Annotated in this window: 17 protein-coding genes; 12 read left to right on the top strand and 5 right to left on the bottom strand. The window is 73.0% G+C overall.

Annotated elements, in window-relative coordinates:
• Positions 1–103 precede the first annotated feature (103 nt).
• The 3 genes from AB0K07_RS25560 (at position 104) to AB0K07_RS25550 (ending at position 2,086) form a co-directional block, all read left to right on the top strand.
• Positions 104–1,120, top strand: a complete 1,017-nt coding sequence (locus AB0K07_RS25560; protein ID WP_363758331.1) for a hypothetical protein — start codon at positions 104–106, stop codon at positions 1,118–1,120.
• 90 nt (positions 1,121–1,210) lie between these two features.
• Positions 1,211–1,648, top strand: a complete 438-nt coding sequence (locus AB0K07_RS25555) for a nitroreductase family deazaflavin-dependent oxidoreductase (protein ID WP_363758330.1) — start codon at positions 1,211–1,213, stop codon at positions 1,646–1,648.
• A gap of 108 nt (positions 1,649–1,756) precedes the next feature.
• Entirely contained in the window at positions 1,757–2,086 is a 330-nt protein-coding gene (locus AB0K07_RS25550; protein ID WP_363758328.1) for a hypothetical protein, read from the top strand.
• A 36-nt stretch (positions 2,087–2,122) separates the two neighbouring features.
• On the opposite strand, the gene dacB is transcribed toward AB0K07_RS25550, so the two are convergent.
• Positions 2,123–3,706 carry a D-alanyl-D-alanine carboxypeptidase/D-alanyl-D-alanine-endopeptidase gene (gene dacB / locus AB0K07_RS25545; RefSeq protein ID WP_363758326.1) on the bottom strand — a complete coding sequence of 528 codons (1,584 nt, stop codon included), beginning with the start codon at positions 3,704–3,706 and terminating at the stop codon, positions 2,123–2,125.
• 133 nt (positions 3,707–3,839) lie between these two features.
• On the opposite strand from dacB, the gene AB0K07_RS25540 reads away from it, so the two are divergent.
• Together AB0K07_RS25540 and AB0K07_RS25535 are read left to right on the top strand one after the other, a co-directional pair.
• The gene (locus AB0K07_RS25540) at positions 3,840–4,913 is read left to right on the top strand and encodes an NAD(P)-binding domain-containing protein (protein WP_363758324.1); all 1,074 of its coding nucleotides are present in this window, start codon (positions 3,840–3,842) and stop codon (positions 4,911–4,913) included.
• A 195-nt stretch (positions 4,914–5,108) separates the two neighbouring features.
• Complete coding sequence (locus tag AB0K07_RS25535) at positions 5,109–5,390, top strand: adhesin (protein WP_363758322.1); 282 nt, start codon at positions 5,109–5,111, stop codon at positions 5,388–5,390.
• Positions 5,391–5,396: 6 nt separating this feature from the next.
• Here the strand turns inward: AB0K07_RS25535 and AB0K07_RS25530 are convergent, their stop codons facing one another.
• On the bottom strand, positions 5,397–6,497 hold the full coding sequence (locus AB0K07_RS25530) for a hypothetical protein (protein ID WP_363758320.1): 1,101 nt from the start codon (positions 6,495–6,497) through the stop codon (positions 5,397–5,399).
• Positions 6,498–6,588: 91 nt separating this feature from the next.
• Between AB0K07_RS25530 and AB0K07_RS25525 the strand changes: the two genes are divergently transcribed.
• From AB0K07_RS25525 to AB0K07_RS25510, 4 genes are all read left to right on the top strand, one after another.
• Positions 6,589–7,482 carry a sulfotransferase domain-containing protein gene (locus tag AB0K07_RS25525; protein ID WP_363758318.1) on the top strand — a complete coding sequence of 298 codons (894 nt, stop codon included), beginning with the start codon at positions 6,589–6,591 and terminating at the stop codon, positions 7,480–7,482.
• 263 nt (positions 7,483–7,745) lie between these two features.
• Positions 7,746–8,138, top strand: a complete 393-nt coding sequence (locus AB0K07_RS25520; protein WP_363758316.1) for a cupin domain-containing protein — start codon at positions 7,746–7,748, stop codon at positions 8,136–8,138.
• 48 nt (positions 8,139–8,186) lie between these two features.
• A complete protein-coding gene (locus AB0K07_RS25515) occupies positions 8,187–9,986 on the top strand; it encodes a glycoside hydrolase family 15 protein (RefSeq protein WP_363758314.1) in 1,800 nt (599 codons plus the stop codon).
• Positions 9,987–10,230: 244 nt separating this feature from the next.
• Positions 10,231–11,580: a pectate lyase gene (locus AB0K07_RS25510; RefSeq protein WP_363758312.1), complete on the top strand. Its 1,350-nt coding sequence runs from the start codon at positions 10,231–10,233 to the stop codon at positions 11,578–11,580.
• A gap of 52 nt (positions 11,581–11,632) precedes the next feature.
• Here AB0K07_RS25510 and AB0K07_RS25505 read toward each other — a convergent pair whose 3' ends face one another.
• Positions 11,633–12,823 carry a threonine synthase gene (locus AB0K07_RS25505; RefSeq protein WP_363758310.1) on the bottom strand — a complete coding sequence of 397 codons (1,191 nt, stop codon included), beginning with the start codon at positions 12,821–12,823 and terminating at the stop codon, positions 11,633–11,635.
• 14 nt (positions 12,824–12,837) lie between these two features.
• On the bottom strand, positions 12,838–13,887 hold the full coding sequence (locus AB0K07_RS25500) for a DNA polymerase ligase N-terminal domain-containing protein (RefSeq protein ID WP_363758308.1): 1,050 nt from the start codon (positions 13,885–13,887) through the stop codon (positions 12,838–12,840).
• A gap of 94 nt (positions 13,888–13,981) precedes the next feature.
• Here AB0K07_RS25500 and AB0K07_RS25495 point away from each other — a divergent pair, with 94 nt between their 5' ends.
• The 3 genes from AB0K07_RS25495 (at position 13,982) to AB0K07_RS25485 (ending at position 16,023) form a co-directional block, all read left to right on the top strand.
• A complete protein-coding gene (locus AB0K07_RS25495) occupies positions 13,982–14,767 on the top strand; it encodes an aldo/keto reductase (RefSeq protein ID WP_363758306.1) in 786 nt (261 codons plus the stop codon).
• Between the two features lie 138 nt (positions 14,768–14,905).
• Positions 14,906–15,058, top strand: coding sequence for a hypothetical protein (locus tag AB0K07_RS25490; protein WP_363758304.1), 153 nt, complete (start codon positions 14,906–14,908; stop codon positions 15,056–15,058).
• Positions 15,058–16,023 (top strand): N-acetylmuramoyl-L-alanine amidase, encoded by a 966-nt coding sequence (locus AB0K07_RS25485; protein ID WP_363758302.1) that lies wholly within the window; start codon positions 15,058–15,060, stop codon positions 16,021–16,023. The genes AB0K07_RS25490 and AB0K07_RS25485 overlap by 1 nt, the downstream gene beginning before the upstream one ends.
• A gap of 74 nt (positions 16,024–16,097) precedes the next feature.
• Here the strand turns inward: AB0K07_RS25485 and AB0K07_RS25480 are convergent, their stop codons facing one another.
• A complete protein-coding gene (locus tag AB0K07_RS25480) occupies positions 16,098–17,225 on the bottom strand; it encodes a cellulose binding domain-containing protein (protein ID WP_363758300.1) in 1,128 nt (375 codons plus the stop codon).
• Between the last annotated feature and the right edge of the window lie 14 nt (positions 17,226–17,239).

Genomic DNA, 17,239 nt, shown 5'->3' with positions numbered 1-17,239 from the left:
GTGCCTGTCCGATACCGTCCGGTTCCGGACTGGACACGCGCGCCCGTCCGGATCTAGCGTGTCGTCCACGCCCGTGCTGGCGTGAAACGGCCCACAGTGGACGGTGCGATCCGCGACGCTCGATGGCGACCGGGCGGTGGAGTTGGAGGGGTCGGTGGCGGACGAGGACCGCACGCGGGCGGATTCGCTGGCCGGGGACGAGCCGCCCGACGGGCCGGCGCGGCACCGCTCGCGCGCCGGCATCACCGGGCACACCCGCAGCACACTTCGCCTGCTCACCAGCACCCGGAAGCGGCGCCGCCGGGCGGTGCAGGGGCTCGCCGTACTCGTCTGCCTGGCGGCGCTGGTCTCGTACCTGGGCACGCGGTCCGACCCGGAGCCCGGCGACGGCCAGGCGGGCCGGCCGGGAGGCGCGCCCGCCGGAGCCACCCGTCCCACCGGCTTACCGGGCGCGGAGGGGCGCACCGGCGAGGCCGGGCCGGCGACGCCCAATCTGCGTCCCCGGCAACGTCCGCCCTCGCCCGATCCGACGCCGTCGGTCAGTGCGCCCGCCCCGCCGCCGGCGTCCCCGGCGCCGCCGGTGCTGTCGGTCAGCCGGGCGGAGGTGCCCGCCGAGGTCGACCTCACCGCGGTGGGCACCCGGGACTGGATGCACTGGGGGCTGCACGGCGGCACGTCGACGGTCCGTAAGCGCGCCGGCTCCGGGGAGATCATCGACGGGGGAGGCGCCGGGAAACGGGTCGGTTGGGACGGCAACCAGGAGGTCGTCAGCTGGCGGGACGGCACGTCGGAGCGTTCGGTGAGCGGCAGCCCGAACGGCGTCTACACCTGCGGCGCCGGCAACGGGTTCCGCCTCTCCGTCGCCGGCAGCGGCGAGTCGCGCACCGTCCACCTCTACGTCGGGACGTGGATGGCCCGCGGCCGGCTGGACGCGCGGCTCTCCACCGGTGGGCCGGTGAGCACCATGCGGTTGGAAGACCCGTACACCAGCCAGAGTGCGCAGTTCACCATCCGGTTCCGGCTGCCGAAGGGTGCCCGGCTGGTGCTGGGCTGGACCGTCGAGAAGGTCTTCACCGAGCACTGCGGCAACGTCGGCCTCCAGGCCGTGGCCGTGCGCTGACCGGCCGCGCCGCCAACGGTGTTCGGTCTGCCCGCGACGGGTGGTGGCAGTAGCCTGGGCGCGAGGGCCGCCGATCTGTGAGGGGTGCCGATGACGTCCAGCGACCAGGTGGTGGACAGCCCCACGGGCTGGGTCGCCGAGCACATCCAGCGGTACGTCGAGACCGGCGGCGCCGACGGGCACGAGTGGCGGCCCGGGGTCTACACGCTCCTGCTGACCACGCGGGGGCGACGCAGCGGCAAGCGGCGGCGCACCGCGCTGATCTACGGCCGGGACGGCGACGACCACCTGGTGGTCGGCTCGGAGGGTGGCGCCCCGAAGCACCCGGCCTGGGTCCTCAACGTGCTGGCCGAGCCGGAGGTCGAGGTGCAGGTCGGGCCGGAGACGTTCACCGCGCGGGCGCGCATGGCGACGCCCGAGGAGAAGCCGCGGATGTGGGCCACGATGACCGCCATCTGGCCGGCGTACGACGACTACCAGGCCAGGACCGGCCGGGAGATCCCGGTGGTGGTGCTGGAGCGGATCTGACCCGGCGGCTGCCGTCGGGCCGCGGGACAGTTTGTCCGTCGCACGTCGTCGACGGCGACGTAACTTTCTGCTGTCCCCGTCTGACCGTCCAGTGTGGAGGCAGCGCAGATGAGCAGCAGTACCGCCCACCGCGTCCGTCCGGCCGTCTCGTCCGGTGCCGGTGAAGCCTCGGGGGAGGTGCTCCGCGACATCCCCCTGCCGCCGTACGTGACGGGGGAGGACGCCCAGTTCGCGGTGCGGGCGGTGGTGGTGCACGCGCCCCGCCGGTGGTCCGGTGGCGTGGTCTGCCGCAACGACGCCAGCCCGCACCCGTGCCGGCTGCATCGTTGGGGCACGCGGGTGCTGGCGCTGCGCGGGTTGCGGGCCGCCGAGATCGCCGCGCTCATCGAGCGCGGTGACCCGACCGCGGTGGTGCCCACACCGGACCGCCCGGCCTGATCCGGCCGGGGGCGCGCCGCACCCCCGGCCGTCGTGTCAGCAGGTAATCGGCTTGACCCAGGAGCACTCCACGCCCTCCGGCGTGCGCGGCATGTCCGGCACCGCCGGCGGTGCCATTCGCGCCGTGGCCGCGTCGCCCTCGCGGTAACCGGCCAGCGCCACGGCGATCTGGTCCTCCAGCGACTTGACCGACGCGGTCAGGTAGTTGTTCAGCAGGATGGAGAACGCCAGCAGGTGGCCGTCGGCGCTGGTGACGTAGCCGGACAGGCCGGAGACTCCGGTCAGGCTGCCGGTCTTGGCGTGCACGTTGCCCGCGGCCGGGGTGCCGGCCATCCGGCTGCGCAGGGTGCCGCCGACGAACCGCTCGGGTTGCCCGGCGATCGGCAGCGCCGCGTACCAGGTGGCGAACCACGGTTCGCCCCGGACGGTGGACAGCAGGTCGACGAACTCCGTGGCCGGGACCAGGTTGCGCCGGGACAGCCCGGAGCCGTCGCGCTGCCGCAGCGTGCCGGTGTCCATCCCGGTGTCGGCCACGTACTCGCTGATCGCGGTCAGCCCTGCCGACCAGGTGCCCGAACCCGAGAGCACGCGGCCGATCTCCTTGGTCAACACCTCGGCGTGCCCGTTGTTGGAGAGCTTGAGGAACGGCGTCATCAGCTCACCCAGGCTCATCGAGTCGTGCCGGGCCACCGGGTGGGCGGCCTCCGGGGTGGGCTGGCCGAGCACGGTCCGACCCAGCACCCGCACGCCGTGCCGGTGCAACGCCGCCCGGAACACGTCGGCCGCGTAGCCGGTGGGCTCCCAGACGGTCACCCAGTCGCTGGCCGGCTCGTCGCCGAGCGCGATCTGCCCGCTCACCACGATGGTGTTGCCGCCGTGCTCGCGTTCGATCGAGATCGAGGTCTCGCCCTCGGTGACCGTCTCGGCGCGGTTGTCGATCCGCACGTACCCGGTGGGTGGGGTGGTGGTGACCACCGGCGGGGCGCCGGCCCGGTTGCCCGGAGCGGCGTGCACGATCACGGTGCCGGCGTCGTAGTCGGTGTCCGGCGCGACGGTCAGCGCGGAGACCTGGGCGGCGTAGTAGTAGGGCTCGTCGTCCCAGGTCCAGTCGGGGCCGAGCCGGGTGCGGTCGAAACGGGTGTCGTCGGCGATCAGGTTGCCGGTCACCACCCGGATGCCGCCGGCTGCGACCTGCGCGGCGAGCGCGTCGTAGTCGGCCGCGAGCATGGTCGGGTCGCCGCCGCCCCGCAGGTAGAGATTGCCGGAGAGCAACCCGGCCCGACGCTTGCCGGTGGTGCGCACGTCGGTGCCGAAGCGGTGCCCCGCGCCGAGCAGTTCCAGGGCGGCGGTCGAGGTCAGCAGCTTCGTGTTGGAGGCCGGGATGAGCCGCCGGTCCCCGTTGCGGTCGTAGAGCGTCTGGCCCGTGCCGGTGTCGACCACGACGACCGACGCCTGCGCGCCGCTCAGCCGTGGGTCGGCGAGGATCGTGTCGATGGCGGCGCGCAGGCGGGTCGTCGCGGGGGTGGGCGACTCGGCGGTGGCGCCGGGCGCGCCGGCGGCGGCCGCGGTGGCGACCAGCGCGACCAACGCGAGGACCCGGGGAAAGAGACGGCGATGCATGCGCTGATGCTGCCACGAAGGTAATCGCCGGAGAAGACTCTCGGGCGAAAGTTATTGCCGAAACGTTCCGGCCTGTGATCGGCGCGACGGCCGGGACGGGCAGAGCGGCGGCACGTCCGGCGTTGCACCCCACGTGGACACCCACTCCGCCGACGTCGTGGTGATCGGGGCCGGCCAGGCCGGCCTGAGCGCCGGCTACCACCTGCGGCGCACCGGCTTCGCCCCGGGCACCGGGTTCGTCATCCTCGACGGCGACGACGGCCCGGGCGGAGCCTGGCAGCACCGCTGGCCGACGCTGCTGCTGGAGCGCGTGCACGGCTTCCACGACCTGCCCGGGCGACCCTTCCCTCCCGGCGACCCGCAGCGGCCCGCGGCCGAGCAGGTCAGCGCCTACTTCGCCGGGTACGAGCGGGCCTTCGACCTGCCGGTACGCCGACCGGTGCGGGTCCGCGCGGTGCACTCCCGCCCGGACGGCCGGCTGGACGTGCTCACCGACGGCGACCGGTGGACCGCGCGCGCCCTGATCAACGCGACCGGCACCTGGACCAGGCCGTTCTGGCCGCACTACCCGGGCCGGTCCTCCTTCCGCGGGCGGCAGCTGCACACCGCCGACTACCGGGGCCCGCAGGAGTTCGTCGGGCGCCGGGTGGTGGTGGTCGGCGGCGGCACCTCCGCGGTGCAACTGCTCGCCGAGGTCTCCACCGTCGCGGTCTCCACCACCTGGGTGACCCGCCGGCCGCCGGAGTTCCGCGACGAAGAGTTCGGCACCGAGCTGGGCCGCGCCGCGGTGGCCCGGGTGGACGAGGCGGTACGGGCCGGACGCCCGCCGGGCAGCGTGGTGGGCGTGACCGGCCTGCCGGTCACCCCGGAGATACGCCGGCTCCGTGAGCGTGGCGTCCTCGACCGGCTACCCGTCTTCGACCGGATCACGCCCGACGGGGTCGCCTGGACGGATGGGCCGTTCGTCCCGGCCGACGTGATTCTCTGGTGCACCGGCTTCCGCGCCGCGCTCGACCATCTCGCCCCGCTGGGGCTGCGCGGGCCGGGCGGCGGTATCACGATGGACGGCACCCGGGTGGTCGCCGACGAGCGGATTCACCTGATCGGGTACGGCCCGTCGGCGAGCACGATCGGAGCCAACCGGGCGGGCCGGGCGGCGGTCAACGAGATCCGTGCGTTGCTCGCCCCGGCCCATGCTCTCGACTGATCCGGCTCTATTTGACGGATGGCCCGGCAGCGGGCACCGTAGGCGATGACGGGGCCCGTCAGCTGCCCCGACGCGATGCGACGGCGACGACCGTTCGCCCCTCCTGTCGCCTCCCACGTGTGCTCGTACGCGGACCGACTGTCCGGTCTGTGCGGTAACCGACCGCGAGCCGAGAATCCACGAGGAGTTCCGCCAATGCTCACCATGACCGACAACGCCGTGCTCGTCATCCGTGACCTCGCCAATCAGCAGGACGTCGCCGAGGACGGCGGGGTGCGTATCGCCGCCGACGCCGAGGCCGGATCGCTCACCGTGGAACTGGTGCCCGAGCCGGCGCAGGGCGACCACGTGGTCGACAACCAGGGCGCCCGGATCTTCCTCGACGAGGACGCCGCCGAACTGCTCGGCGACGCCTCGGTGGACGCCACCGTCGACGACGAGGGCATCATCCAGTTCGGCTTCACCGAGAGGGCGTAGTCAGGCTCAGCCGGCCCGGTGGGTCTCGCCGGCGCGCGGCTGTCGTACCGGCCGCCCCCGCTGCGGCGGCTCCGGCCGGGGACGCCACCCCGTGGCGGCGTCGCTGCCCGGATGCAGCAGTGCGGTGAGCACGTGCGCCAGGTGGTGCGAGGTGCTCCACGCCGCCCAGTTGGCGGCCGAGCCCGCGCCGGCGCCCCTGCGGGCCCGGCGCAGCAGCTCGTGGTCGCCCCAGGAGAAGGCCGCGCCGGTGCTGGGCCAGTGCGGTGCCGAGACCAGGGTGCGGCACAGGTCGGCGAAGCGGTCGTCGCCCCGCCCGCCCCGCCGCGACCAGCGGTAGACCCACCAACCGCCGTCGGCCGTGTACCGCACCGTGGGCAACCGGTCACCGGGGTCACCGGTGCCGGGTACGGCCGGGCCGACGCCGTAGTCGCCGTAGTCGACCCCGGCGTCGGCCAACCGCTGCCAGAGCTGCCAGTCCCAGCGGTCCAGCCGGACCGGCTCGTCGGTGGGCAGCCGGGACAGCGTCGGTGGCATCCCGCCGGCCGCCACCGTCACCGAGCGCCAGGCATGTCGCCGGGCCCAGTCCAGCAGCCGGCGTACCCGCGGCTCGGCGAGCCGCACGTCCGCCGGGCAGCACACGTCCCCCGCGTCGACCAGCAGGTCGCACTCCTCGGGGGCGAGGCCGGTGAACCGCCAGATCCGCTCGACGGCGGCGGTGCTCGCGTCCGGTCCGGCCCGGTCCTGACCGGCCCGCAGCCGGACCAGCGCCCGCCGGGCGTACGCCCGGGCCGCCGCGCCGTGCGCGACCAGCCGGCGGTCGCTCTCCGCGAGCCCGATCACCGGCATCAGCGGTACGCCCCAGCGGGCCAGGTCCGTGTCGGGGGCATCGGGCAGGGCGGTGACGTCGACGGCCGGCAGCAGCTCGAACGGCAGTCGGCGCAGAACGTCCATTGTGGCGCGATCGACGACGCCGACCTCCAGGACCGGCGCGAGCATGCCGGCGGCCGCGGGATCGAGGTGGCTCAAGGCTTCCAGCTCACCGCGGCGGCTGGCGAGGATGGGGCGGTAGACCGGTTCCGCCGCCCGGCCTCCGTGGGCGGGCACCATACTTCAATCTAGTCAGGCATGCGCACTTATCCCAGGCCGTCGAGCCGGAATTCGGCTGCCCGGCTGTCGGCTCGGCGACTACGCTCGCCCGATGCCCGCGCCAGCTCACCGCTACCGGTCCGACGACGAGGACAGCGGCCGCTGGGCCGGTTTCCCGTTCCGGGACGGCGACATCGTGATCAGCACCCGGTCCAAGAGCGGCACCACCTGGATGCAGATGATCTGTGCGGTGCTGGTGCTGGGCACCCCGGAGCTGCCGGCGCCGCTGGCCGAGCTGTCACCGTGGCTGGACTGGCTGGTCGAGCCGCGCGACACGGTGTTCCGCCGGCTGGCCGCCCAGCCGCACCGGCGGTTCATCAAGACGCACACGCCGCTCGACGGCGTGCCGCTCGACCCCCGGGTGCACTACGTGGTGGTGGCCCGGCACCCGTTGGACATGGCGGTCTCCCTGTATCACCAGGCCGGCAACCTGGACCGGGCGCGGCTCCGCGAGCTGACCGGCCAGCCCGCCCCGGCGGGACCGCCGCGGGCCCGCACGCCGGTGGGGCAGTGGCTGGCGAGCTGGGTCGACCGGGAGGTGGACCCGCGGGCCGAACTGGACTCGCTGCCCGGGGTGCTCCTGCACCTGAACGACGCGTGGGCCCGCCGGCACGAGCCGAACGTCGAGCTGGTGCACTACGACGACCTCCGGGCCGACCTGGGCGGCCAGATGCGCCGGCTCGCCGACCGGTTTGGCCTCGCGGTGCCTCCCGGACGCTGGCCCGACCTGGTCGAGGCGGCGACCTTCGACCGGATGCGGGAGCGCGCCGACCGGCTCGCACCCGACACACTCGGCGTGCTGCGCGACCGCCGGGCGTTCTTCCGGCAGGGCGGCTCGGGGCAGGGACGGGACGTGTTGGACGCGGCGGCGCTCGCCCGCTACCGGGCGCGAACGGCCGCACTCGCGCCACCCGACCTGCTCGGCTGGCTGCACCGCGACGGCTGACCCGGGCGTGGGACGGCAGCGGGGTGCGCAGACGAGCGCACGGCGCCGCTTCGACCGTGGTCGGAACGTCGCCGCGCTCTGGCCGTCTCCCACCACCGCAGCCGTTCGGCGGTACGCCGGCAGGGACCTGGCTCGACCGGCCGTTGGCACCGGTCAGGCATGACGATCCCCGGCCTGCGCGGATCCAAACCCGCGGACCGTGGGGAATTCCACCATCTGCGAGTCCCGGCGTGACGCGCCGCCGAACGGGGTATGAGCCCGGCATGGAGCATTTCACTATCGCGACGGTCGCAGAGAAGAGCCCGGACTTCCGGCGGGTGCTGTGGACGGGTGAGCACACCCAACTGGTCATCATGACCATCCCGCCGGGCGGGGAGATCGGCGAAGAGGTGCACGAGGGCATCGACCAGATCCTGACCTTCGTCAGCGGCACCGGCGAGGCCCGGGTCGCGGGCGAGAAGCGGGAGGTCGTCTCGGGCGACCTGGTGGTGGTGCCGTCCGGCACCAGGCACAACTTCGTCAACACCGGGCCCAACCCGTTGGTGCTCTACACCGTCTACGGTCCGCCGGAGCACGCCGACCAGGCCGTACACCGGACCAAGGAGGAGGCCGACGCCGCCGAGGAGGCCGGCGAGGACGAGCCGCCCACCTCCTGACGCGGCCGGCCGCGGTCTGATCCGGCCCGATCGGGGTACCCGCGGCGGGTGGAGCAGCAGCCGGCGATCTCCGACTACGGATTCCTGTCCGACTCCCACTCCGGTGCGCTGGTCGGCAGGGACGGGTCGATTGACTGGTGGTGTCCGGACCGGTTCGACGGCGCTGCCGTGTTCGGACGGCTGCTCGACCCGCGCGGCGGGCACTTCCGGCTGGCGCCGGTCGGCGTGGGCGGGCAGGGGTACCGGGTGGAGCGCTCCTACCAGCCGGACACGCTGGTGCTGCGTACGGTGCACCACACCCCGCAGGGCAGCGTGGCGGTCACCGACGCGCTCGCCGCCGAATGCGGCGCCCGCGCCCACGAGCTCGGCCTGAACTCGCCCGCCGTGCTGCTGCGGGTGGTCGAGGGGCTGTCCGGGCGGGTCCGGATGGCGCTGGACTTCGCACCCCGGCCGGAGTACGGCCTGCTCACCCCGTACCTGCACGAACAGCCGGACGGTGGCGTCCTGGCCGGAGCGGGCCCGGTGACACTGGTGCTGCGCTCGGCGGAGCTTCCGCTGCGGGCCGGCCCGGACCGGGTGACCCACGAGTTCGAAATCTCGGCCGGCCAGGTGGTCGGGATGGACGTCGCGTACGGCGAGACGTACGGTCACCAGCCGGTCCGGCTGGACCCGGTGGCCGCGCTCGCCGAGACGGTACGGGCGTGGGAGGCGTACCGGGCGCCGCACCGGTACGCGGGCCGGTACCCCGAACTTGTCCGGCCCAGCGCCACCGTGCTGACCGGTCTCACGTACGCCCGCAGTGGCGCGATCACCGCCGCGCTGACCACGTCCCTGCCGGAGCAGATCGGCGGGGACCGCAACTACGACTACCGCTACGCCTGGCTGCGCGACTTCTCGATGACTGTGCGCGCGCTCTGGGTGGCGGCCTGCCCCCACGAGGCGTCCAAGCTGTTCGCCTGGGTGTCCCGGTCGATCGGCCGCATCGGCGACGAGCCGGTGCCGGTGCTGTTCGGGCTGGAGGGGGAGCGCGACCTCACCGAGCACGACTGCGGGCAGCTGAGCGGCTACGCCGGCGGCGGGCCGGTCCGGATCGGCAACGACGCCTGGCGGCAGCGGCAGCTCGACGTGCCGGGCGAGGTGATGTCGGCGGTCTGGCGGCTTCGCGATTATCTGGGAGTGACGTTCGACGCGGAGCTGCGCGACATGGTGCTCGGGCTGACCGAGCAGGTGGCGAGCACCTGGCACCTGCCCGACCGCGGCATGTGGGAGGCCCGCGACGGGGACAGGCACTACCTCTCCTCCAAGGTGCTCTGCTGGGTGACCATGGACCGGGCGGTGCGGCTCGCCGACCGGCTCGGCGAGCGGGCCGCCCCGGACCGCTGGGCCAGGATCCGCGACGAGATCCGCGGCGAGGTGCTCCGGCAGGGTTGGAACGACCGGATGGGCGCGTTCACGGGCGCGTTCGGCTCGGCCGAGCTGGACGCGTCGGCGCTCTTCCTGCCGGTGGTGCACTTCCTGCCGGCCACCGATCCGCGGATGCGCTCCACCATCGACGTGGTGGAGCGGGAGCTGGGCACCGATGAGGGGCTGGTCCGTCGCTGGTCGACGGACCCGGCCGGTTTCGTGCTCTGCTCGTTCTGGCTGGTGGAGTGCCTGGCGATGGCGGGCGAGCAGCGCCGGGCCGAGGAGCTGTTCGAGCGGGTGGTCGGGCAGGCCAACGACGTGGGCCTGTTCAGCGAGCAGATCGACCTGACCACCGGGGCGCAGCTCGGCAACACTCCGCAGGCGTTGTCGCACATCGGCCTGATCAACGCGGCCTGGCGACTGACCCAGCCGTACAGCTTCTGACCGTCGGCCGGGAAATCCTGCAACAGACCTGCAAGCGCCAGGCATTGACGCTGATGCGTACGCAGTCCTAGCCTCGAAGGAGCGGGAAAGCCCTTTCCCACGGCTTTGATCCCGCTTCACCCCGCTCCGGACACCGGGCATCCGACGGGGCGCACCGATCCCACCTCAGGGCAGCACGCCGTGCCCGCACGTCCCCGTACGGACGGCCGTGGGATCGCCACCACACGCGTCAAGGAGGACAACTGTGCAGAAGAGACGACTCCCCGGCCGACGACCACTGCTGCTGGCGGTGGGCGCCAGCGTGACCGTGGCGGCCCTCGCGGCCGGAATGACCTCGGCCTTCGCGGCCACCGTTTTCACCGACGACTTCAACGACGGCAACACCTCCGGCTGGTCCAAGTCCGGCGGCACCTGGACCGTCGACGGCTCGGGCGTGCTCAACCAGTCCAACGCCGGCAGCGAGCTGGCCCGGCAGTTCGCCGGCCAGACCAGCTGGACCAACTACTCGGTGCAGGCCCGGGTCAGGCCGGTCAGCTTCGGCTCGTCCAGCGCCCTGGTCGGGTTGGCGGCCCGGTCCAGCAGCAGCACCAAGATGTACCGGCTGGCCCTGCTCGGCAACGGCCGGGCCGAACTTCAGGCCGTCAACGGCAGCGCCATCACCGCGATCGGCTCCGCGTCGCTCGGCATCGACACCGGCAGCTGGTACACCGTGCGCATCGAGGCCAGCGGCAGCACCATCCGTGGCTTCGTCAACGGCACCCAGATCGCCTCCGGCAGCAACAGCCTGGTCGGTGCCGGCCGGATCGGCCTGGTCACCGCGTACGCCAGCGGCGGCTTCGACGACGTGATCGTGGACTCGTCCGGCGGCACCACGCCCCCGACGACTCCGCCGCCCACCACGCCGGGCCCGACCAATCCGCCGCCCGCGGGCTGGCCGACGCCCACCGGCAGCCAGAAGGTGGACGCGACGATCCCGGTGTCGGGCAGCTTCGACGGCGGGCTCAAGCGCTACTACGGCATCGGCGACGGCGGGCAGAGCGAGAGCCAGGACCCGATGTTCGAGCTGGCCGCCGGGGCCACCCTGCGCAATGTGATCATCGGTGCTCCGGCCGGCGACGGCGTGCACTGCGAGGGCAACTGCACCCTGATCAACGTCTGGTGGGAGGACGTGGGCGAGGACGCCGCCACCTTCCGCGGCGGCACCACGTACACCGTCGACGGTGGCGGCGCCCGGGCGGCCAGCGACAAGGTCTTCCAGCACAACGGCTCCGGCACCGTCCACATCAAGAACTTCCGGGTGGAGAACGCCGGCAAGCTTTACCGGGCCTGCGGCAACTGCTCCACCTCGTACCAGCGGCACGTCGTGATCGACAACGTGGTCGTCCGGGACACCGACGCGATCGCCGGCATCAACACCAACTGGGGCGACACCGCCCGGTTCAGCCGGATCACCATCCTGGGCGATCCCGACCGGGAGACCTCGATCTGCGTGAAGTACCAGGGTGTGCCGAAGGGCAGCGAGCCGGTCGAGATCGGGGAGGGCGCCGACGGCGTCAGCTGCCTCTACGCACCGTCCGACATCAGCTACCAGTAGGCCGGCACGACGGCACCCCGCGGATCGCACGGTCCGCGGGGCGCCCGCCGGCTCAGGCCAGCACGGGTACGCCGGAGACGTCGACGGTCTCCGGATACTTCAGCCCGGCGCCGGTGTTGAGCACCACCACCCGCTCACCGGCCCGGATCCAGCCGCCGGCGCGCAGCTGACGCGCCGCGGTCAGGCAGGCGGCCCCCTCCGGGCAGAGCAGCAGCCCCTCCCGGGTGGCGAAGTCCCGCAGGTCGGCGAGGATGTCCGCGTCGTCGACGGCGACGGCGGTGCCGGCGGAGGCCCGCAGCGCGGCCAGGATCAGCTCGTCGCCCAGCGGCGCCGGCACGGTGATGCCGAAGGCCACGGTGTGGGCGTCGGTCCACGGCTGCGCCCGCTCGTCGCCGGCGGCGAAGGCGCGCACGATCGGCGCGCAACCGGTCGACTGCACGGCCACCAGCCGGGGCAGCTTGTCGTCGATCCAGCCGAGGTCGCGCATTTCGTGCAGCGCCTTGTGGATGCCGATCAGCCCGACACCCCCGCCTGTCGGGTAGATGATCACGTCGGGCGCCTGCCAGCTGAGCTGCTCGACGATCTCGTATCCCATCGTCTTCTTGCCCTCGAGCCGGTAGGGCTCGCGCAGGGTGCCGGCGTCGAAGATCGTTCCGTTCGACTCGGCGATCAGCTCGGCCACCCGCCGGCCGGCGTCGCTGATCAGCCCGTCGATCAGGCGCAGGTCGGCACCGGCGGCCACGCACTCGCGCCGGCAGATGGTCGGCGCCGCCAGCGGCATGACGATGGTGGCGCCCATCCCGGCCCGGGCCGCGTACGTCGCCCAGGCCGATCCGGCGTTGCCGTTGGTGGGCATCGCGATCCGCTCGACGCCCAGCTCGCGGGCCCGGCTCACGCCGACCGCGGCGCCGCGCGCCTTGAACGAGCCGGTCGGGATCAACCCCTCGTCCTTGACCATCAGGTCCTCGATGCCGATCTCGGCGCCGTACGCCGGGGCGCGCAGCAGTGGCGTCCAGCCCTCGCCGAGCGTGGTGACGTGCCGGGGGTCGGCGACCGGGAGCAGCTCACGGTAGCGCCACAGGTCGGCCGGGCGCAGCGCGAAGCGCTCCGGGGTGACCGCCTTCGCCACCGCCGGCAGGTCGTAGCGGGCCAGCAGTGGTGAGCCGCACTCGCAGAGGTTCCGCAACCGGTCGGCGGGGAACTCCCGGCGGCAGCGCGGGCAGTCCAGGTGGGTCAGGTACACGTCGCTCCTCGCCGTCAGACCGCGTCGATGCTGAGCCAGCGCCGGCTGCGCCTGCCCGGCTCGTAGACCGAGTCCAGCCGCTTGGCGACGATGCCGGGCAGGCCCTGCTCCCGCCCAGTTCGCAGCGCGTCGTCGCCGGCGCCGGGGAACCACGGCGGAGTCTGCCAGTGCGTACCGGTCAGCGCCAGCCCGTCGAGCAGTTCCCGGCGTTGCGCGTACGGCACGTCCACGCTGCTCACGCCCTCCAGCCAGAGCAGGTCGACGAGCAGGTACTGGGCACCCGCCGGGACGCGGCCCCCGCTGGACGGGCGTGCCGGGCGGACCCGACCGGCACCGTCGATGCGGACGAGCACACCGTCGAGGACCGCCTCGGTCGGTGCCAGCGCCTCGGCCAGCGCGCGCAGCCACGGGTACCCGCCGGTGATCTCCTCGTCGGTCTCGGAGAGCAGCCGCAGCCGCCCCCCGGAGACGTACGCCATCGCCCGGACCCCGTCCCAGCGCAGCTCGTAGCCCCACTCGGCGCCGTCGCGGGGGAGCCCCGCGGCCGGCGTGGCGTGCATCGGGCGGACCAGCTCGGGCATCGGCGTCCAGCCGGTCGGGGCCGGGTCGGTGCGCCGGACCATCCAGTCCCGGCCGCCGGTGGCGAAGAGCACGTACCGCCCGGCGGTCCGCTCGCCGGCGAGGGTCACGATCACCTCGTCGTCGCGCCACTTCTCCGCGCGGTAGGTCCCCCGGTCGTGGATGACCATCCGGCCGCCGCCGTACTCGCCGGCGGGGATCTCACCCTGGAAGTCGAGGTACTCCATCGGGTGGTCCTCGGTGTGCACGGCGAGGTGGTTGCGGCCGGGATCGCGGGGCAGGCCGCGCGGCACCGCCCAGGACGCCAGCACCCCCTCGTGCTCCAGGCGCAGGTCCCAGTGCAGGCTGCGGGCGTGGTGCTGCTGGATGACGAAGCGCGCGGCGCCGTCGCCGGGGCCGGCCGCCGTGGGGCTCCGCGCCGGCAGCGGCTCGGGTGTGCGGGCCGCGTCCCGCCGACGCCGGTACTCCTCCAGCCGGTCCGCCACACCCGCATTCTCCGGCAAACCGGACCGTCGCGCTGGACACCCGAGTGTCCGGTTCGCTCGCCGGCCCGGTGCGGGGCGGGGTAGAACGGTGCATATGGACAACACGGACCAGCCCACCGTCCTGCTCCCCGGCGAGGTGCGGATGCCCCTGCTCGGCTTCGGCACCTGGAAGGCCACCGGGTCCGCCGCGTACGACGCCGTGCTGGCCGCGCTCGACACCGGCTACCGGCACCTCGACACCGCCACGCTGTACGGCAACGAGCGGGAGGTCGGCCGGGCGGTGCGGGAGAGCGGGCTGCGCCGGGAGGACCTCTTCATCACCACCAAGGTCCCGCCGGACCGGGTGGGCCGGGAGCGGGAGACGCTGGAGGCCAGTCTGGAGGCGCTCGGCGTCGACCAGGTGGACCTCTGGCTGATCCACTGGCCCCCGTCGGCCACCGACAGCATCCCGATGTGGCGTGAGTTGCTGGCGGCCCGGGACGAGAACCTGACCCGGGCGGTGGGGGTCAGCAACTACAGCACCTCGCAGATCGACGAGCTGATCCAGGCGACCGAGGAGAACCCGGCGGTCAACCAGATCCGGTGGGGCCCGATGCTGTACGACCGGCAGCGGCACGCCGAGCACCGCGACCGGGGCGTGGTGCTGGAGGGGTACAGCCCGTTCAAGACCACGGACCTCAGCGACCCGGTGCTCACCAGGATCGCCTCCGCGCACGGTGTCTCGCCGGCACAGGTGGTGCTGCGCTGGCACATCGACCACGAGATCGTGGTGATTCCGAAGTCGGTGACGCCGGAGCGGATCAGCGCCAACTTCGACGTCTTCCACTTCTCGCTGACCGCGGAGGAGATACGCGACATCGACGCGCTCGGCGGCGCCTGACGGGCGTTCGCCGCCAAATTCCTTCAGCGAGCAACGCTGGCGTGAAGGGTATCGACATAGACGCTCGTGACGGTATAGCGTGCCCGTCATCACGACCGCCGATTGATCGATCCCGATGCCGCCCGCTGGAGGAGCGCCATGGCCACGTCCCGATCCATCCGTCTGCGCCGCCGCGGGTTGCTCGCCCTCCCCGCCCTGGTGGCCGCAGCGCTGACCACCGTCGTCCGGCCCACCCCGGCGAGCGCCGCGCCGAAGCCCGAGTGCCTGGCCGACCTGCTCGGGGACTCCTGATGGCCACCATTCCCTGGCTCGTGGACGTGCTGCGCGCCGCCGGGGTCCAGGTCGTCGTCGAGGGGGACTGGCTCAACCGGATGCGGCCGGGTTCCTTCGACCCGATCGGGGTGCTCTGGCACCACACCGCCTCGACCTCCAGCGCCAGCAACCCGCACCCGGCGCTCGGCATCTGCATCAACGGCCGGCCGGATCTGGCCGGCCCGCTCTGCCAGGCGCTCGTCGACTACAACGGCGTCTTCCACGTCATCTCGGCCGGCCGGTGCAACCACGCCGGGGCCAGCGGCGGCAGCGGACCGATCCCGGCCGGCGACGGCAACACCCTCATGATCGGGTGGGAGATCGACTACAACGGCGTCAACCAGGAGATGACCGCCGCGCAGTACAACGCGTCGATCGCCGCCACCGCCGCCGTGCTCACCCGGCTGGGCAGGGACAGCAGCTACGCCCGGGGGCACCGGGAGACCAGCACCACCGGCAAGATCGACCCGTCCTTCATCGACCTGAACGTGATGCGCGCCGACGTGGCCGCGAAGATGGCCGGCGGTGGCACCGCCTGGTCCTCCACCGTGGACAACACCACCGCCGGTCGGTTCACGGCCAGCGCCAACTGGGGCGTGTCGTCGTACTCGGGGCAGCGGTACGGCGCCGACTACCGGTACGCGGACCCGGTCGCGGCCAGTGACGTCGCGTGGTACCGGTTCGCCGTCCCGGCCACCGCCAGTTACCGGGTCGAGGCCTGGTGGCCGGCGAACTCCGGCTACAACAGCGCAGCCCCGTACATCGTCGCCACCACCACCGGCAACCGGACGATCACCGTCGACCAGCGGGTCACCGGTGGGCAGTGGCGGATCCTCGGCACGTTCACACTGCCGGCCGGGGACGCCAACCGGGTGGGCGTGAGCCGGTGGAGCAACGCCACCGGGTTGGTCGTCGCCGACGCGGTGCGGCTCACCCGGGTCTGACGAGGGCTGTCCCGGCCCGGGCCGACCCGTCCGGTGGGGCGCGCTGCGGCGAGCGCCCCCACCGGACGTCGCACTCAGGTGCGGGAGCAGGCGGCGCCGTTCAGGGTGAAGCTGGTTGGTGACGAGTACGCCCCGCTCAGCGTCCCCTGGTATCCGAAGCTCGCGGTACCCCCAGGTGGAACCGAACCGTTGTGGCCCACGTTTCGGGCGGTCACCGCGGACCCGCTCTGCGTCACCGTGGCGTTCCAGGCGTTGGTGACCTGCTGCCCGCTGGGCAGGTTGTAGGTCAGCGTCCAGCCGTTCAGCGCGCTGGACCCGGTGTTGGTGATCTGCACGTCGGCGGTGAAGCCGTTGTTCCACGAGTTCGGCGTGTACTTCACCGCGCAGCCCGCCCCACCCGGCGGCGGGGTGGTCGGCGGCGGGGTGGTCGGGGGCGGGGTGCCGCCACCGTTGACCGCGGCCGAGAACGAGGTCACGGCCAGGCCCGCGCCGCCCTGCCAGGGCTCGAAGCCGGCCTGGATGCTGGTCAGGTACCAGGAGTTGGTGATCGCGCCCCGGTTGCGGACGTCGTTGATGAAGTCCAGCACGCTGAAGTTCAGGCTGGTGATGGCCGACGGCGCGACGTAGGAGATGACGTTGTTGGAGCCGTTGCTGCCCCGCCAGACCTCCCACGTCCGGCCGGCCAGGTTGGCGGTGCCGACCACCGAGCCGATGGGCTGGATCGAGCCCTGCCGGTTGAGCCAGATCATGATCTCCATCTGGTTCACCCCGTCGGTCTTCGGCGTCGGGTCCAGCCAGATGTCGTACGAGGCGTTGTAGGTGGCGCCGCTGACGTAGCGGTAGTTGATGCTGCTGGTGGCGCTGCTGATCTGGCTCACCTGGATCGGCAGGTTCGTGCCGGGGGAGCAGTTGGTGTAGTGGCAACCGAAGAACACCGAGGGGTACGCCGTCGGCGCGCCGTTGGTGGGGTTGCTGCCGTTCTGGGTGGTGATCTCGAAGCCGGTGCTGGTGACGTTGATGCACTGCTGGGCGGTGGTGCCCCAGCGGTTGTTCTGCACCACGTACCGGCTCTGGATGACGGTCGAGCCGTACTGCTCACAGATCTGGGTGTCGGCGGAGGCGGTGCCGCCGAGCGCTACGGCGACGATCGAGCCGCCGAGCAGCAGGCCGGTGGCGACCAGTGCCCGAAGTGGACGTTTCATGACGCTCCTTGACT

Source organism: Micromonospora sp. NPDC049301, from assembly GCF_040678715.1.
GTDB lineage: Bacteria > Actinomycetota > Actinomycetes > Mycobacteriales > Micromonosporaceae > Micromonospora.
The sequence above is the reverse complement of the archived record's forward strand: the minus strand, read 5'-3'. Positions and strand labels throughout refer to the sequence as shown.

Excerpts from the sequence above, each read along its gene's own strand:
- AB0K07_RS25530 (WP_363758320.1), bottom strand. The coding sequence starts at position 6,497 with ATGGTGCCCGCCCACGGAGGCCGGGCGGCGGAACCGGTCTACCGCCCC.
- AB0K07_RS25550 (WP_363758328.1), top strand. The coding sequence starts at position 1,757 with ATGAGCAGCAGTACCGCCCACCGCGTCCGTCCGGCCGTCTCGTCCGGT.
- dacB (WP_363758326.1), bottom strand. The coding sequence starts at position 3,706 with ATGCATCGCCGTCTCTTTCCCCGGGTCCTCGCGTTGGTCGCGCTGGTC.
- AB0K07_RS25525 (WP_363758318.1), top strand. The coding sequence starts at position 6,589 with ATGCCCGCGCCAGCTCACCGCTACCGGTCCGACGACGAGGACAGCGGC.
- AB0K07_RS25495 (WP_363758306.1), top strand. The coding sequence starts at position 13,982 with ATGGACAACACGGACCAGCCCACCGTCCTGCTCCCCGGCGAGGTGCGG.
- AB0K07_RS25485 (WP_363758302.1), top strand. The coding sequence starts at position 15,058 with ATGGCCACCATTCCCTGGCTCGTGGACGTGCTGCGCGCCGCCGGGGTC.
- AB0K07_RS25490 (WP_363758304.1), top strand. The coding sequence starts at position 14,906 with ATGGCCACGTCCCGATCCATCCGTCTGCGCCGCCGCGGGTTGCTCGCC.
- AB0K07_RS25480 (WP_363758300.1), bottom strand. The coding sequence starts at position 17,225 with ATGAAACGTCCACTTCGGGCACTGGTCGCCACCGGCCTGCTGCTCGGC.
- AB0K07_RS25520 (WP_363758316.1), top strand. The coding sequence starts at position 7,746 with ATGGAGCATTTCACTATCGCGACGGTCGCAGAGAAGAGCCCGGACTTC.
- AB0K07_RS25555 (WP_363758330.1), top strand. The coding sequence starts at position 1,211 with ATGACGTCCAGCGACCAGGTGGTGGACAGCCCCACGGGCTGGGTCGCC.
- AB0K07_RS25535 (WP_363758322.1), top strand. The coding sequence starts at position 5,109 with ATGCTCACCATGACCGACAACGCCGTGCTCGTCATCCGTGACCTCGCC.